General features: G+C 60.1%; 16 protein-coding genes. 12 read left to right on the forward strand and 4 right to left on the reverse strand.

The features are described from left to right. The first annotated feature begins 13 nt into the window (after positions 1-13). The 8 genes from A3EC_RS0102975 to A3EC_RS0103010 all read left to right on the forward strand — a co-directional run bounded on the left by A3EC_RS0102975 (position 14) and on the right by A3EC_RS0103010 (position 7,880). Positions 14-967 (forward strand): electron transfer flavoprotein subunit alpha/FixB family protein, encoded by a 954-nt coding sequence (locus tag A3EC_RS0102975; RefSeq protein ID WP_018023681.1) that lies wholly within the window; start codon positions 14-16, stop codon positions 965-967. Positions 968-1,313: 346 nt separating this feature from the next. Further along, positions 1,314-1,880: a hypothetical protein gene (locus tag A3EC_RS0102980; RefSeq protein WP_018023682.1), complete on the forward strand. Its 567-nt coding sequence runs from the start codon at positions 1,314-1,316 to the stop codon at positions 1,878-1,880. 2 nt (positions 1,881-1,882) lie between these two features. Further along, entirely contained in the window at positions 1,883-2,599 is a 717-nt protein-coding gene (locus A3EC_RS13155; protein WP_018023683.1) for an Ig-like domain-containing protein, read from the forward strand. 208 nt (positions 2,600-2,807) lie between these two features. Beyond that, complete coding sequence (locus A3EC_RS13035) at positions 2,808-3,032, forward strand: hypothetical protein (protein ID WP_018023684.1); 225 nt, start codon at positions 2,808-2,810, stop codon at positions 3,030-3,032. Beyond that, a complete protein-coding gene (locus A3EC_RS0102995; RefSeq protein WP_018023685.1) occupies positions 3,029-4,549 on the forward strand; it encodes an Ig-like domain-containing protein in 1,521 nt (506 codons plus the stop codon). Before A3EC_RS13035 ends, A3EC_RS0102995 begins: the two co-directional genes overlap by 4 nt. 64 nt (positions 4,550-4,613) lie before the next feature. Further along, entirely contained in the window at positions 4,614-5,732 is a 1,119-nt protein-coding gene (locus A3EC_RS0103000) for a cysteine desulfurase family protein (protein ID WP_018023686.1), read from the forward strand. Positions 5,733-5,760: 28 nt separating this feature from the next. Further along, a complete protein-coding gene (gene mnmA / locus A3EC_RS0103005) occupies positions 5,761-6,864 on the forward strand; it encodes a tRNA 2-thiouridine(34) synthase MnmA (RefSeq protein ID WP_018023687.1) in 1,104 nt (367 codons plus the stop codon). Between the two features lie 5 nt (positions 6,865-6,869). Next, complete coding sequence (locus tag A3EC_RS0103010; protein ID WP_018023688.1) at positions 6,870-7,880, forward strand: uroporphyrinogen decarboxylase/cobalamine-independent methonine synthase family protein; 1,011 nt, start codon at positions 6,870-6,872, stop codon at positions 7,878-7,880. A 27-nt stretch (positions 7,881-7,907) separates the two neighbouring features. Here the strand turns inward: A3EC_RS0103010 and A3EC_RS0103015 are convergent, their stop codons facing one another. Beyond that, positions 7,908-8,579: a 3'-5' exonuclease gene (locus tag A3EC_RS0103015; protein WP_026162136.1), complete on the reverse strand. Its 672-nt coding sequence runs from the start codon at positions 8,577-8,579 to the stop codon at positions 7,908-7,910. Between the two features lie 67 nt (positions 8,580-8,646). On the opposite strand from A3EC_RS0103015, the gene ligA reads away from it, so the two are divergent. Beyond that, entirely contained in the window at positions 8,647-10,755 is a 2,109-nt protein-coding gene (ligA, locus tag A3EC_RS0103020; protein ID WP_018023690.1) for an NAD-dependent DNA ligase LigA, read from the forward strand. Positions 10,756-10,957: 202 nt separating this feature from the next. Beyond that, positions 10,958-11,149 carry a hypothetical protein gene (locus A3EC_RS0103025; protein ID WP_156812806.1) on the forward strand — a complete coding sequence of 64 codons (192 nt, stop codon included), beginning with the start codon at positions 10,958-10,960 and terminating at the stop codon, positions 11,147-11,149. Between the two features lie 33 nt (positions 11,150-11,182). Here A3EC_RS0103025 and A3EC_RS0103030 read toward each other — a convergent pair whose 3' ends face one another. The 3 genes from A3EC_RS0103030 to A3EC_RS0103045 all read right to left on the reverse strand — a co-directional run bounded on the left by A3EC_RS0103030 (position 11,183) and on the right by A3EC_RS0103045 (position 13,349). Next, complete coding sequence (locus tag A3EC_RS0103030) at positions 11,183-11,419, reverse strand: hypothetical protein (RefSeq protein ID WP_018023692.1); 237 nt, start codon at positions 11,417-11,419, stop codon at positions 11,183-11,185. Between the two features lie 8 nt (positions 11,420-11,427). Then, positions 11,428-11,883, reverse strand: a complete 456-nt coding sequence (locus tag A3EC_RS11200) for a hypothetical protein (protein WP_156812845.1) — start codon at positions 11,881-11,883, stop codon at positions 11,428-11,430. A gap of 806 nt (positions 11,884-12,689) precedes the next feature. Continuing rightward, positions 12,690-13,349: an ACT domain-containing protein gene (locus A3EC_RS0103045; RefSeq protein WP_018023695.1), complete on the reverse strand. Its 660-nt coding sequence runs from the start codon at positions 13,347-13,349 to the stop codon at positions 12,690-12,692. Between the two features lie 137 nt (positions 13,350-13,486). On the opposite strand from A3EC_RS0103045, the gene gatC reads away from it, so the two are divergent. Together gatC and gatA are read left to right on the forward strand one after the other, a co-directional pair. Then, positions 13,487-13,783, forward strand: coding sequence for an Asp-tRNA(Asn)/Glu-tRNA(Gln) amidotransferase subunit GatC (gene gatC, locus A3EC_RS0103050; protein WP_018023696.1), 297 nt, complete (start codon positions 13,487-13,489; stop codon positions 13,781-13,783). A gap of 3 nt (positions 13,784-13,786) precedes the next feature. After that, positions 13,787-15,286 (forward strand): Asp-tRNA(Asn)/Glu-tRNA(Gln) amidotransferase subunit GatA, encoded by a 1,500-nt coding sequence (gene gatA / locus A3EC_RS0103055; protein ID WP_018023697.1) that lies wholly within the window; start codon positions 13,787-13,789, stop codon positions 15,284-15,286. The last annotated feature ends 13 nt before the right edge of the window (positions 15,287-15,299 follow it).

Below are 15,299 nucleotides of genomic sequence, written 5' to 3' on the forward strand. Positions count from 1 at the left end.
AGAGGAGAAAACCATGTCCGCAGTACTCGTACTCGTCGACCATGCAAATGGCGAACTGAAGAAGACCACCGCCGAACTTATTACTGCAGCTCGCGCGCTGGGTGACCCAGTGGCTGTTGTTGTTGGTGAACCAGGCACCGCCGAGAAGTTTGCCGGCGACCTTGGCGCCGCAGGTGCAACCGAAATTGTTGCTGCCGAAGCTGAAGGTGCATCCAAGTACCTGCTCACCCCGCAGGCAGATGCCCTGGTGGCGCTGGCCTCGGAGCGTCAGGTCCCAGTTGTGGTGGCAGCAACCACCGCCGGCCGGGAAATTGCCGCCCGCGTGGCCGTGCTGACTGGTTCCGGTCTGCTGTCTGATATCATCGCGATTAATGAAGATGGCACCGCAGTGCACTCCATTTTCGGTGGCGAATTCACCGTGACCGCTGCTGCTGGTGGCGACTCGCGCGTCTATGCGCTGCGCCCAGGCGCTATCGATGCCCAGCCGCAGGAAGCGTCCCCGGCGATCACTCCGCTGGAGATTGCTGTCGGTGGCGACCAGGCCGTGGAGATTGTGGAATACAACCCACCTGCTGGCGGCGACCGTCCAGAGCTCACCGAGGCGAAGATTGTGGTCTCCGGTGGTCGCGGTGTCGGTTCGGCTGACGGCTTCACTTCGGTCATTGAACCGCTTGCCGACGCATTGGGCGCAGCCGTTGGCGCATCCCGTGCTGCCGTGGACGATGACTACTACCCAGGTCAGTTCCAGATTGGTCAGACCGGTAAGACGGTCTCGCCGGACCTGTACTTGGCACTCGGTATCTCCGGTGCAATTCAGCACAAGGCTGGTATGCAGACCTCCAAGAATATCGTTGTCGTGAACAAGGATGAAGAGGCACCAATCTTCGAAATTGCTGACTTTGGTGTTGTTGGCGACCTGCACAAGGTGGCGCCGCAGGCAACTGAAGAAATTGGCAAGCTGAAGTAGCAACTTGCTTCACATTCTATGCGCTGAGCGCAGCTGACGCGGTCGGGGAACGAGGTTCCTTGGCCGCGTTTTTGCATCCGTGTGCAAAAGGTTTGCAGCGCGTCACAATAGTGCTGTTTCCACAAGAAGTTATGAGATTGTGATTGTTGGAAACGGTCGGTTAACCTGCGATGAAATCATTGCAGACCCGGCCTTTTTAGCTTGCTCTCAGTATTTTCTTAGTGCTCAAATGCTTTTTGGACTGTTTGGACCTTGGTGACCAACCTTGTGTGGGGAAGCGCGAAAGTGGTCTGCAGTTAGTCGACCGTAAACCCGCGGTCGTTTCCATAAAGCCTTGAGGATTTACGTGATTAAACACTGGCGGACTGTGACTGCGGCGGTGATCGCCTCGGCACTTGGTGTCGGTGCGATGACTGTGCCTAACGTCAACGCAGCACCATCGGAACCGAAGACAACGTCGCAGCGAATTGTCTTCGACTGCTATCTGACTGGTAGCAACAACAAAGGCACCATCGACGGCGTCTACGACGGCAACAAGTACAACTTCAACCATGACGTCAAGGTCACCGCGCCCGAAACCGTCAATGTTGGCGACACTTTTGACTACACCATCGACTCTGGCTTCGTTGGACTTCCCAATCCGATCCCAGGGAAGGTGAACGTCAAAGTTAAGGGCGCGAGCCAAGCGCGTGTGAAATACACGACACCGTCGAACGCCGCCATCAACTCGGTCACAATGTCCGGTGGTACGCCAGCAGCTGAGGTAACCAAAGAATCTGGTGCAATCCGTATCGGCGGCAACTCCGACACCGATAACTGGAGCCTGACCGACTATGCCTCCTGGAAGCACGGCGGTCTGGTCGCGCAGTCCCAGAACGGCAAAATCGGTTACCAGGTTCCTGCCGTCACCTGAATATGACGGCAACGGAAGAAGGCATCATTCAGCCTGGTTTCCCAACACCGAAGGTGGCGGACAACTCGGCTGATTCCTGGGTCACTTTGTACGCCGAAGCCAGCGCCAACGTACTTATCACCAGTATCAACGCCAAGGCAGTAGCGCGTTGTGCGCCACAAGAAGGTGCACAGCTGCCAGCCGTCAAGGTGCTGAAGGCTGCCGAAAAGGCCGTTGATGACATTCAGGTTCAGCCAGCAGCCGACGTCGAATCCGGCTCGGACGCTACGCTGTCGGCAAAGGTCACCAAGAAGGGCGCACCAGTTGCTGGTCAGGAAGTGACGTTTAAGCTGGACGGCCGCACTGCAACTGGCGTATCCAACGATGACGGTATCGCCACCGCAGCAATCCGCACGCTTCGCTCGGGTGAGCGCACCTACACCGCCACCATCGGCGAGTTGTCCGCGCAGGGAACTGTTCAGGTCAACGCCAAGGGCAACGGCGAAACCGAAAAGTTACTGACGTTGTTGAACTCGGCGACACTGTGCGCGCGACTGCCAAGGTCACCAAGGATGATGCGCCAGCTGCGAACCAAAAAGTTGTGTTTAACCTCGACGGCCAGAAGATCGAAGCGGTCACCGATGAAAATGGTGAAGCAACCGCTGAACTCACCGCGACCGTGGTTGGCTCCCGAACCGTCTCCGCGATCTCTAACGGCGTCAAGGCAACTGCGCCAGTAGAAGTTTCCGAGGCCGCGGATGTACCAGCAGACGCTGGGAAGCTGACTGCTGTCACGGTAGACCCAGCGACCGGTGCTGCTGGCGCCGAAGTCACCGCCACCGCATCCTTCGACAAGGCGGTCACCGGCCGAGTGGAGTTTTCTTCCAGGGCCGCAAGATCGAAGGGGCAGAGCAGAACATCACCGACGCCACCGAAGCTTCCGCAGCGGTGACCATGCCTGCCAACCCAGGCAAGCACCCACTAACCGCGCGCTTCTACGGCCCGCAGGGCGCGGTGCAAGAGGTTACTACTTCCGTCACCACCGAAGACGCCACCCAGAGCCACACTGCTGGGCCAGAAAAGGCTACTACGAAGGCCCAGTATACCAAGTCAACGGTGCAGAACCTACGATCGTGGACGGTCTGCCTGTGGTCAAACCAGGCGACGAAGTGACTTACCACGTACGGAACATCGACCCGAAACCTACCTCGATTTTTCAACTCGGCCTCAACCCGCCAGCAGGATGGGAGCCAGCAGGCGTGGACGGCAATGGGGACCTAGAAAGCGGCAGCGAGGTTCTCGTTGACCGGGGCGGCGTGTTCGTCGGGCCATCCAATTTCAGGGACTCCAATGCACAGTGGGCAGAACATGGCATAGCGCCAAACCCTGGCTACCGTGGTTTTGGCACCAACGGCTGGAGCTACGTGCACAACGATGGCAAGGAACAGCTAGCCATTACCTACACCGTCCCAGCTGACGCTGCACCAGGCGACTACTCCGCGCAGGTCGGTGTCGTAAAGTACGCCACCGAAAAATCCCGCAGCCTGAACAACGTGCCCGAGCTCACCGTGCGGGTTGCCGCTGAGGATCTTCCAGCAGCAACCGCAGAACAGACGATTGAACTGGCACCGCATCGCACCGATGTACAGCTCGGCGATGACCTCGCGTTGACTGCAACCGTCAAGGACGCAGACGGCAACCCAGTTGCCGACGAGACCGTCACCTTCACTCTGGGCACCAAAACTCACCAGGCGACTACTGACGCTGAGGGTAAGGCGGTGTGGGCTTTGACCACCACCGAAGGTGGCACGCTGACCGCGACGGCCACCACCGCTGCAGCGAAGACCACCACCCAGGTGACCATCGCTGCGAAGGCTGCTGCCGACGCTGTGGCCACCACCGTGGAGTTGTCCGGCCCAGCAACCGCGGCCACCGGCTCCACCGCAAAGTATGCTGCTGTGGTCTTTGACCAAGAAGGCGTGCTCATGCCGAACCAGTCTGTGACGTTCAGCCACAATGGCACCGCTTCTCAAATCACCACCGACGACCAGGGCAAGGCTGTGCTGGTGGTGGAGAACCTGACCGCAGGTACCCACACTGTGGTCGCCACGGTAGGTGAGGCTGCTTCGAAGACCATCACCACCGAGGTGTCTGACCAGGCCACCGACGCACTGGTAGAGACCCTGGAACTGGATAGCCCGGCGGCCACCAAGGCCGGCCAGGACCTGACGTACACCGTCACTGCGAAGGATGCGCAGGGCAACCCACTGCCAAATAAGGTCATTTCGGCGACCTACAACGGTGAGTCCAAGGACATCACTACTGGGGAAAACGGCTCCGCAACGGTGTCCTTCCCAGCTGCCATCGGCGGCGGCGACGTGGTGTTTACCGCTGAAGGTATTGCCGCGTCGGACACCCCAGTGGTGCAGCCAGCAGACAGCAGCGACACCGAAGACGACACCCCAGGCGACAACACCGACAACCCAGGCGCCGATACTCCAGATTCTGACTCTGGCAGCACCGGCACCGGCTGGTGGGGCAAGATTGGCATCGCGATTGCGTCGATTTTCGGCACCCTCGCCCTCGGCGGCATTGTCGGCCTCATCTGGCCGCTCATCGCCAGCCTGTTCAACCTGCCAGGCTCCTCCTGCCTGCGCTCTTCGGCATGCGCAAGTAGTAATTCTCGCTAGTTCTGCTCACTCGGTGCGCAGCCCTCATGGCGTTGTCGGTGTCACGGCGTACACTGACAACGCCATGACTGTTTCCCGCCACTATTTGGATCACGCCGCCACCTCCGCGCTTCGCCCTGAAGCCCGCGAGGTGCTGCTGGCGCACCTCGACGCTGGTAACCCGTCCGCCGCTCACACCGCCGGCCGCCGCGCCCGCGCGCTGCTCGAGCAGGCCCGTGAGGAGATTGCTGCTGCGGTCGGCGCCGAACCTATCGAGGTCATTTTCACATCCGGTGGCACCGAGGCTAATAACTTGGCTATTTATGGGCTGGCTGCGGCCCGCCCCGGCAAGCCGATCCTTGCCGCGCCAATTGAGCATGAAGCCGTGTTGCGACCAGCCCGCGCTGTCGGCATGACGGAAATGCCCGTTGATTCCGCAGGTCGCGCCGTCATTAAGCCCATTGAACCGGACACCTATGCGGCGGTGGCCCTTATGGCAGCCAACAATGAAACTGGCGCCATTCAGCCTATCGCCGACGCTGCTGCGGCCGCCCAGGCTGCCGGGGTGCCATTGCACGTCGACGCGGTGCAGGCCATGGGGCATATGCTTATTGACGTTCACTCCGACGGAATCTCAACGATGTCGCTGTCCGGCCATAAGTTTGGTGGGCCGCGCGGAATCGGAGCATTAATCGCAACGCGCGGCACCGATGTGAAAGCGCAGATTCTGGGCGGTGGCCAAGAACGGGAACTGCGTTCCGGTACACAGGATGTGGCATCGGCACTGGCGATGGCGGCAGCACTGACTGCGGCGCAAACCGATATGGCTGCGGAAAATGCGCGCATTGCGGCGCTGCGCGATGAGTTGCGTGCGGGGATTGAAGCGCGTGTTGATGGGGTAGTGGTGCATACTACTGAGCCAGCTTTGCCTGGTCACCTGCATATTTCCATTCCGGGGGCCGAAGGCGATAGCCTGATTCTGTTGTTTGACCAAGCCGGAATTGACTTGTCGACGGGGTCGGCATGTCATGCGGGGGTGTCGCGGCCAAGCCATGTGCTGCTGGCGATGGGCGTGGACGAACGTACCGCCCGCGGCGCCCTGCGGTTCACCTTGGGGTGGAATAGTACCGCCGACGATATTGCTGCAGTACTTGCTGACGTTGAGCGGATTGCCGCGGCAGCACGAATCGCCGGAATGGCATAGCAGTACAGCTTTTAGTGAGGAGAAATACATGCGAGTGTTGGCAGCCATGAGTGGTGGCGTTGACTCATCGGTCGCAGCCGCCCGCGCAGTCGCCGCAGGCCACGACGTTGTCGGTGTGCACCTCGCCCTGTCCCGCGACCCGCAAACCCTCCGTAACGGTGCCCGCGGCTGCTGCAGCCTGGAAGACTCCGCGGACGCCCGCCGAGTCTGCGACAAACTGGGCATCCCGTTTTATGTGTGGGATTTCTCCGAACGTTTCCGCACCGAAGTCATTGAAGATTTCGTCGCGTCCTACCAGGTCGGCGAAACTCCGAACCCGTGCCTGCGCTGCAATGAACGCATTAAGTTTGAGGCGCTGCTCGATCGCGGCATCGCCCTTGGTTACGACGCCGTGGTCACCGGCCACTACGCCCGCCTCGGTGAAGATGGGCTGCTGCGCCGCGCCGTCGACATGAACAAGGACCAGTCCTATGTGCTCGGTGTGCTCAATCGCGAGCAGATCGACCACTCTATGTTCCCGCTGGGCGACACCACTAAGCCGGATATTCGTCTGGAGGCGCAGGCCGCGGGCCTGAACACTGCCAGCAAGCCGGATTCGCACGACATTTGCTTCATTCCGGACGGCAACACGCAAGCGTTCCTCGGCGCGCGGATTGGCCGCCGCCCAGGCACCTTGGTCGACCACAACACTGGCGAAACCCTCGGCGAACACGATGGCGTCGACGCGTTCACCATCGGTCAACGTAAGGGCATTGGTCTGCCGAACCCGCGTCGTGACGGCAAGCCACGCTACGTCACTGGTCTGGACGCCGAAACCGGCACCGTGAAGGTCGGCACCATTGAGGACCTCGACATCACGCAGATTACCGCCGATCGTTTGGTGTGGATTGGTGGCCAGCAGCCAGCTGACGGTGAGCAGTTCAGCTGTCAGGTGCAGGTGCGCGCGCACGGCGAGGCTATTGATGCGACAGCGCAGATTTCCAGTGACGGTGGCGAAAGCGCCACGGTACAGATTGTCTTGGAGCGCCCGTTCCGTGGTGTCGCGCCGGGCCAAGCCGCGGTGCTGTACCAGCCGGATGCCGATGGCGACATTGTGCTGGGTTCCGGCACCATCATCGCCACTGGCCGGTAGCTGCCATGAGTTCCTATGGCCTGGGTGTTGTCGGTGCGGCTGACCACGTCGCTGCGGCGGATATTGTGGCCGGTGAAAATGGCCACGATCTGTTCATGGCGCGTCTGCCGGGCGAACGCATCGGCGCACTAACCGCCGCCTTGCTTGATGGGCTGCATTTAGACATCGGCCCGCGCACCATGCGCATGCTGCCAGACACCTCCGACGCACGCCCCGCCGCCGTCCTGCGCCGCCTTCGCGATATTTGGCAGCGGATATTCGACGCGAGCGAAATGATGTGGCCAGCTGGGCGTCCGGTCCGCATTCAGGTTGCTGGCCCGTGGTCACTTGCCGCCGGGATAGAGCTTTTTGACGGTCACTTGGTGCTCACCGACCGCGGCGCCCGCCGCGATATCGCCGATGCGCTCGCAGAAGCCACCGTCGGCTACATCGCGCGCATTCAGCGTCGCTTTGCCGGTGATGTTCATGTGCAGTTCGATGAACCGCTGCTGCCTGCGGTGATGGCCGGCAACCTGCGTGGTGTGCATGAATGGGACACCATCGCGCCTGTTCCGACCGTCGATGCCGTGGAGTTGCTCGGCCGGACCATCGGGGCAGTACGGGGCTCCGCTGCGTCAATAAGCATTAATCTGCCGGGGACGAAACTGGCCGGAACCGCGCCAACTAACCCGGTACCGTGGTCGCTGCTGCGGGCACTGCAAGGGACCGATGCGCAGGTAGAGACGGTGCTGCTGCCGAAACGGGTCATAGTCGGCAGTGAGAATTTGGATGGGCTTGGCATGCTGATTTCCGAAGGTGCCCGCGTGGGGCTGGGGATTGCGCAGCAGGAAACGGACCCGCGGGCGGTGGCGATTTCGGTGGCGCGGCTGTGGGATGCACTGTCGCTGCGGCGCGACAGTCTGGTGAGCGATGTGGACGTGGTGCCGGACGGAGACCTGGTGCATGAGGCCGCCGCGAAGCTGACCATGCTGCGGCAGGCAGGCGAAATGCTGGTGCGCGACGCCGGTGACCTGTAGCGGCGCGCAGGCTAACCCTGGAGCAGGCTAGCCGCGCATCGGCCAGGTAGTTTCTACATCATCGGGGTCTTTACCGCGGCCCCGCAGGTAGTTTGCCAGCGAAGTCTGCATCTCGAAGTAGGCGACTGCCTGGAATTCCATCAGCTCTGGGCCGGTCATCTCAGTCAGCTCCGGCCATTGCCGCGCCTGCTTCCACGCAATGCGGGCGGCAGCGAGGGCATCAGCGGTCGCCTCATGCGCATTTTCCAGCGTCACGTTGTAGTGCTCACACACATTGGTCAGCGTGCGGCGACCTTTGCGGCGCGGGTCCTTATTTTTGTCGATGACAAATGGGTCGAGCACCAAGCCGTCGACGGTAAACGACGGCTCCAACGCGCGCAGCACCGACAAGTCGTAGCAGGCGTTATACGCCACCACTGTGAAACCATCGGCCCAGGCGCGACGCAGGTCAGAGATAGTTTCAGCAAGGACATCGTCATGTGGACGGCCATGCGCGCGGGCATGTTCGGTAGAGATGCCATGCACCGCGGTGGCTTCGGCCGGGATTTCCACACCAGGGTCGGCCAGCAGTTCCTTCGGTTCCGCGCCCGCCTTGGAAATGCGGATGAGCGCACTGGTGACAATTCGGCAGGTGCGCGGATCCCGCCCAGTGGTCTCCAAATCGAAGGCAAACATGCGCGCGGGATCGAACTGATTCATGCCAACTACATTAACCCGAACGCCAGACAGTCCGACCACCCAGACCACAATGCCTACACTGGAACCCGTGACTGACATCAATGCCGACCTTCGGAACCAGTGGGATGAACTAGCGCAGCAAGTCCGGGAACACCGCGAGCGCTACTACAACGCCAACCCCACCATTTCCGACGCCGAATTCGACCAGCTATTCCGCGCGCTGCAACAACTCGAGGCAGACCACCCTGAGTTGGCGGTGCCGGATAGCCCCACCCAGGAAGTTGGCGCGCCGGTAGGGGCCGGGGTTGGTACCGGGCTTGGCGACGATAGCGGCGACGGCGTGGTGTTTGAAGCTGTCCGGCACCCGCAACGCATGTACAGCTTGGACAATGTTTTCTCACTCGATGAGATGCGCGATTGGTTGCGGCGCACCCCAGCGGATGCCTACCTGTGCGAGCTGAAAATTGACGGTCTGTCCATTGACCTGGTCTATGAAAACGGGCGGCTGACCAGGGCCGCGACTCGTGGCGATGGCACAGTTGGTGAAAACGTCACCGCCAATGCCCGCACCATCGCTGATATTCCAGGTGAGCTGACCGGCACTGAGGAGTTCCCCGTGCCGGAATTCCTAGAAGTGCGCGGTGAGGTTTTCCTGTCGCTGGCCGAATTTGAGCGGATTAATGCTGACCGCGTCGCGAAAGAACAAAAACCCTTCGCCAACCCACGCAATAGCGCGGCCGGTTCGCTGCGGCAGAAGAATCCGGCGGAGACTGCCAAGCGAAACCTGTCGATGATTTGCCATGGCGTTGGCCAGATTACCGCCGCGCCGGGCACGGTTGCCCCGGAAAACCAGCACGATATTTACCGTGCGCTACAGGCGTGGGGACTCCGCACGTCCACCGACACTCAGCGCGTGACCAGTGCTGACGATGTGATTGCACAGGTCGAGTACTGGGCGGACCACCGCCACGACGCCGTGCACGAAATGGATGGCCTGGTAGTCAAAGTCGATTCCCGCGCTGAGCAGGTCGAACTCGGGGAAACCTCGCGCGCGCCGCGCTGGGCGATTGCCTACAAGTACCCGCCAGAGGAGGTGAACACCCAGCTGCTGGATATTCGCTGCGGTGTGGGCCGAACTGGACGCGTCACCCCATATGCCGTGCTGCGGCCGGTGCTGGTGGCGGGTTCCACCGTGCAGATGGCAACGCTGCACAATCAAACCGAAGTGGTGCGCAAAGGTGTGCTCATCGGCGACCAAGTCACCATTCGTAAGGCCGGTGAAGTCATCCCAGAAGTCCTCGGGCCGGTCGCCGATCTGCGCGATGGCTCCGAACGTGCCTTCATCTTCCCAACGCTGTGCCCAGAGTGCGGCACCCGACTGGCCCCAGCAAAAGAAGCCGATGCGGATTGGCGCTGCCCAAACACTCGTAGTTGCCCAGGTCAGTTGCAGCAACGTCTGGAGTACTTGGCTTCCCGCAGTGCCTTCGACATTGAGACCCTTGGCGAGCGTGGCGCGCAGGACCTTATCCGGAGGGGAGTGCTTGATGACGAGGCGGGCCTATTTGATCTGACAGCAGAGCAGTTGACTCGAAGTGTGGTCTACACGACCTTGAAGGGCACAGTTTCCGCGCAGGGGCAGAAATTACTGGATAACCTGCAGGCGGCGAAGGAAACGGAGCTGTGGCGCGTGCTGGTAGCGCTGTCGATTCGCCATGTGGGGCCGACTGCGGCGCGCACCTTGGCAGACAAGTTTGGGTCTATCGATGCAATTGCGGATGCCACCGAAGAAGAGCTGAGCAGCACTGATGGTGTCGGCGCGATTGTCGCCGAGTCGATTGTGGCGTGGTTCCAAGTGGATTGGCACCGCAATATTGTGGAGCGCTGGCGCGCAGCGGGCGTCACTATGGCAGAAGAACGCGAAGAGGTTGACCCAGACCAACTAACTTTGACTGGTCTGACCATTGTGGTGACCGGTACTTTGGCGGGATTCTCCCGTGATGAAGCGAAAGAAGCGATTGTCTCCCGTGGTGGTAAAGCTGCTGGCAGCGTCTCTAAGAACACGGACTATGTGGTGGTCGGTGAAAACGCTGGCTCCAAGGCAACGAAGGCGGAATCGCTGGGCTTGCCGATTCTGAATGAAGACCAGTTCCGAGAACTGCTAGCGAAAGGCTCGAGCAAGTATGAAGCTCCCTTTTAGCCGAACCAAGAAACCAGAAGTAATGGTGCTGTAAATCGGCAGCTTCAACTCTGATTACAACCCGATTGTTGGCGTCGTCGCCACTGAAGAAGAATCGCGACAGCTGGAGAAGGACACCGCCGAGCACGCCATTTCTTGGGAACCAAAGGAAGTTTGCGATGCCGATGGTGCCCCAGCTGATGGTGAGCCATTGTGGGTGCTGGTGTCAGACAGCTACTCCGCGCAGCATATGCCCGATGAACCTGACCTCATTGACGTCTTCGCAACGCTGCCTGCAGCCCAAGCTACACAGCAGAAATACAAACAACGGCAGCAGTACGATGCGCTTATTTGGCAGCTGACCATGGGTGCAGTGGACCTCTCCGCCCCCGACTGGACTTACTACGGTGACTAGCCCGTCATAGAGCTAGCCAGGCAACAGGGAGGCCTACAATCGGGAAGCGATTTCTGCAGCGATAACGCTGGTTTTCAGGTCCTCGCCAGTAGCGTCGCGGTATTTTTTTGCTGCCCCCGGCCAATCGCCACTTTTGGCGAGTGCGACGACGTCGCGAAATTTCTCGGCCGCAAAATAATCGCGCGCGCTGGTGTCTAGAAGGTGCTTCTCGACGAAATTGGCGGCATCTCGAGGGCTCTGGGGAGATCGAAAGATTTTACCCAAACGCATTGTAGCTCCTAGTTTGCCCAAGGCGTGGCGCACCAGGCGCCGGCACCGGCGAGTGTTGCGGCGAGCCCTGCAACACCGCCCTTGACGGCGTTAATGCCGACGAGCCTGACGATGACGTAAGCAGCGTCTTTCCAGTTCTTTACCGCTATCAGGTACGCAAGTTGCGATCCGCCACCTGCGGCACCACCAACGAGTGCCCCGAGTCCGGTGGCATCAATGACGCAGTCGCGGTAAGCCTGCGAGTTCACAGCATGTCGGGGTGCGATTCGGGGGCTTCCGTCCCGGTTGTTTCCATTCAGAGAGTTTGCGATGGCCTCTAACTGTTCGATCGGCACGTCGGAGTCGGCGGCGGCTTCTTCATTCACTTTCCAATGACCGTCACGCTTGTTGAGAAGAGTGCCGAACAGTTCTTCTGACGCTGCTGCAGCCTGCTCAAGTTCTTCGTTCGAGAGCTCGTGTGTCAAGGCAGCAGCCGGCTTTTGAATGCCCCCCTCGGTGTCGGGTGCAGCGGTGGCTGTTGTTACGGAAAGCGAAGAGAAAGCAAGGGCGCTTGCAGTGATGAGGGCTGTCAGGCGAGCGAATTTGCGCATAATTGTCCTTCGAGTTTTGGGGATGAATATGAACTTAGACTGTTCGCACTTACGGCGTTGGTGTCACAGGACACTATCAAGCAAAGGAAACTTTTGTTGAATCGCAATCTGCGTAGTTGGCTGGTAGGTACGGTGTAGCTACCTCCGTACGTTCGCAGTAAAAGCGTCTTCTAAAGACCCGGCAGCAGGGTGGGGCGATTCGGAGGGCGACCAGAAATGACGCCCAGTTCAGTGACAGGTTGGGCGCTCATTTCCTTTGCACAATCGACTTCGATTCTGTGGTGGCGTCTGTTACCTGGTCATGGTCTTCGACAGCAGAGGCTCCATCCCCGCACTGATGCAGGTGAAGGTGCCCATGATTTCAGTCGAATCCTCGACCGGCTATTACCGAGACACATACGATGTTGATCCCATCTGCGCCGTGCCTGTCCATCTGTGTGGAAAGGAAACCGGAAAAGTGGCCGAGTACAGCGCTCTCTTAATCTTCTGTCTAGAGTCTCCGAAGTCGTTCAGAGTTTTGGAACCTGTTAACCTTTTCCGCATGGCGCAGCTTCAAGTTGGTTTCGCCTCGCCGTGTCGCTACATCATTACAGAGAACGCGATCACGGCGATCTACTTATTTGGCAGCTGACCATGGGGGCAGTGGACCTTACCGCCCCCGACTGGACTTACTACGGTGACTAGCCGGTAATCATCGCGCCAACAATCTGCGCCAAGTAGCCGTAGTGCTCAACCTCATTAGGCAAGTAATCTGGACCACCCGGGCGGCCAACCACCAGCGAGTAGCGCTCATTAATCGGCGCAGCACATAGCGGTGACTCGAGCAACGCCCACGTCTCCGGCACCCATTCCTGAGCCTCCGGGTCCAAGGTTTGCGGCTGCGTTACTAGTGGTCCTTCCAACGAACGGCCATCATCTTCCGGCGCCGCAATCGACCCGACCACTCGGGTGGTCACGTTATCCACGGTTTGCAGAACCAGCGCCCACCCATTGGTTTGGGGTAGGGCATCCACCAGCGACTGTAAGGCCCGCTTGGGCATGAGTCGGTGTTCGGCAACGTCGGCAAGCAATTTAATTTCGCTGCGCTTATCGACGGTGCCGGAATATGGTCGGATGGAATCAACCTCGACCCCGTCGAGCGAGTGCGCTGCGGTAATAATCACATCCGGCAGGCGGCCTTGAGGCAGGTCCAGCACCATGTCATCAATGACAATGCCGTCGTCAAGGCGGGTAACTGCATCCACGCTAATGATGTCGACATCCACTGCGCCCAGGGCAACAGCAAGTTCACCCAGGCTGCCAGGAGTGTCGGGAAGTTGGACGCGGATTAGGTAACTCATGGCACTAACCATAGTGAGGAAAGTTGACAGTTTTGCGCACAATGTTGCTGTAGCCCCCCAATGCGGACAAGGATGCAGGCTGGCGACTACCCTTAACGGGTATTACTACACCCGCCGAAGCGAAGGAGAACGTCCGCGTGTCTGAAATCTCGCGCGACCAAGTCGCCCACTTGGCCAAGCTATCCCGATTGGCAATCCCCGAAGACGAGATGGACCACTACGCCGAACAGTTGGACTCCATCATTGGCCACATCAGCTCCATCGCAGATGTGAAGGAAGCCGCCGATGTGGAACCAATGAGCCACCCGGCAGCGCTGTTCGCCGCCATGCGTGACGACGTCGTTGAGCCTGGTTTGACCGCCGAACAGGCTCTGGACCAGGCCCCATCCGTTGACCAGGACCGTTTTGAGGTCCCACAGATTCTGGGAGAGTAACCGATGACTGCAAAGCACCTGCATAAGGACATCCCAGCGGGCGAACTGACCGCCATGACCGCCGCGGAACTGGCGGAAAAGATCCACTCCGGCGAAATCACCTCCGTTGCTGTTACCCAGGCACACCTAGACCGCATCGCCGCAACCGACGGTGACCTCGGTGCCTTCCTGCACGTTGGCGCGGAAGAAGCGCTGGCGACCGCCGCGGAAGTTGACGCGAAGATCGCTGCTGGCGAAAAGCCACAGTCCGCGCTGGCTGGTGTCCCACTGGCACTGAAGGACGTGTTCGTCACCACCGATGCGCCAACGACTTGCGCATCGAAGATGCTGGAGGGCTACATCAGCCCTTACGACGCCACGGTCACCAAGAAGCTGCGCGAAGCCGGCATCCCAATCCTGGGCAAGACCAACCTGGATGAGTTCGCCATGGGCTCGTCCACCGAGAACTCCGCGTACCACGTCACCCGTAATCCGTGGGATACCGACCGCATGCCAGGTGGCTCCGGCGGCGGTTCCGCGGTGGCGTTGGCAGCAGGTCAGGCACCACTGGCTATCGGTACCGACACCGGCGGTTCCATCCGTCAGCCAGCTGCTATGACCGACACCGTTGGTGTGAAGCCGACCTACGGCACTGTCTCCCGCTACGGCCTAGTTGCGTGCGCATCGTCGCTGGATCAGGGTGGTCCAACCGCCCGCACCGTGCTGGATACCGCGCTGCTGCATGAGGTCATCGCTGGTTTCGACCCACTCGATGGCACCAGCATCAACAAGCCAGTTGCTCCAGTTGTGGCAGCTGCCCGGGAAGGCGCCAAGGGCGACCTGAATGGCGTCAAGGTTGGCGTCGTTAAGCAGCTCAATGGTGCGGAAGGCATCCAAGCTGGCGTAACTGAGGCCTTCCGGGCTGCGGTGGCGAAGCTGGAGGAGCTCGGCGCGACCGTCGTTGAGGTGGACTGCCCGAACTTCACACATGCGCTCGGTGCGTACTACCTGATTCAGATGTCGGAGATTTCCTCCAACCTCGCCCGTTTCGACGGTATGCGTTACGGCCTGCGCGCAGGCGACGACGGCACCACCTCCGCCGATGACGTCATGTCCATCACCCGCGCCGAGGGCTTCGGCCCAGAGGTCAAGCGCCGCATCATGCTGGGTACCTACGCGCTGTCGGTCGGCTACTACGATGCCTACTACCTGCAGGCACAGCGGATCCGTACGTTGGTTGCGCAGGACTTTGAGAAGGCCTTTGAGCTTGCCGACGTTTTGGTGGCTCCAACCACCCCAACCACCGCATTTAAGCTTGGCGAGAATGTGGATGATCCATTGGCGATGTACAACTTCGACCTGTGCACCTTGCCATTGAACCTGGCTGGTCTGTGTGGCATGTCTCTGCCAGTTGGTCTGGCGCCGGACACTCAAATGCCAACTGGCATGCAGATTATGGCCCCTGCGCTGGCGGATGATCGCCTGTACCGCGTGGGTGCGGCCTACGAGGCAGCGACCAAGTAGCGCACCAAACCCG

It is taken from the genome of Corynebacterium ulceribovis DSM 45146 (assembly GCF_000372445.1).
Lineage (GTDB): Bacteria > Actinomycetota > Actinomycetes > Mycobacteriales > Mycobacteriaceae > Corynebacterium > Corynebacterium ulceribovis.

Excerpts from the sequence above, each read along its gene's own strand:
- A3EC_RS0103010 (WP_018023688.1), top strand. The coding sequence starts at position 6,870 with ATGAGTTCCTATGGCCTGGGTGTTGTCGGTGCGGCTGACCACGTCGCT.
- A3EC_RS13155 (WP_018023683.1), top strand. The coding sequence starts at position 1,883 with ATGACGGCAACGGAAGAAGGCATCATTCAGCCTGGTTTCCCAACACCG.
- gatA (WP_018023697.1), top strand. The coding sequence starts at position 13,787 with ATGACTGCAAAGCACCTGCATAAGGACATCCCAGCGGGCGAACTGACC.
- A3EC_RS0103015 (WP_026162136.1), bottom strand. The coding sequence starts at position 8,579 with ATGAATCAGTTCGATCCCGCGCGCATGTTTGCCTTCGATTTGGAGACC.
- A3EC_RS0103000 (WP_018023686.1), top strand. The coding sequence starts at position 4,614 with ATGACTGTTTCCCGCCACTATTTGGATCACGCCGCCACCTCCGCGCTT.
- A3EC_RS0103030 (WP_018023692.1), bottom strand. The coding sequence starts at position 11,419 with ATGCGTTTGGGTAAAATCTTTCGATCTCCCCAGAGCCCTCGAGATGCC.
- mnmA (WP_018023687.1), top strand. The coding sequence starts at position 5,761 with ATGCGAGTGTTGGCAGCCATGAGTGGTGGCGTTGACTCATCGGTCGCA.
- A3EC_RS0103045 (WP_018023695.1), bottom strand. The coding sequence starts at position 13,349 with ATGAGTTACCTAATCCGCGTCCAACTTCCCGACACTCCTGGCAGCCTG.
- A3EC_RS0102975 (WP_018023681.1), top strand. The coding sequence starts at position 14 with ATGTCCGCAGTACTCGTACTCGTCGACCATGCAAATGGCGAACTGAAG.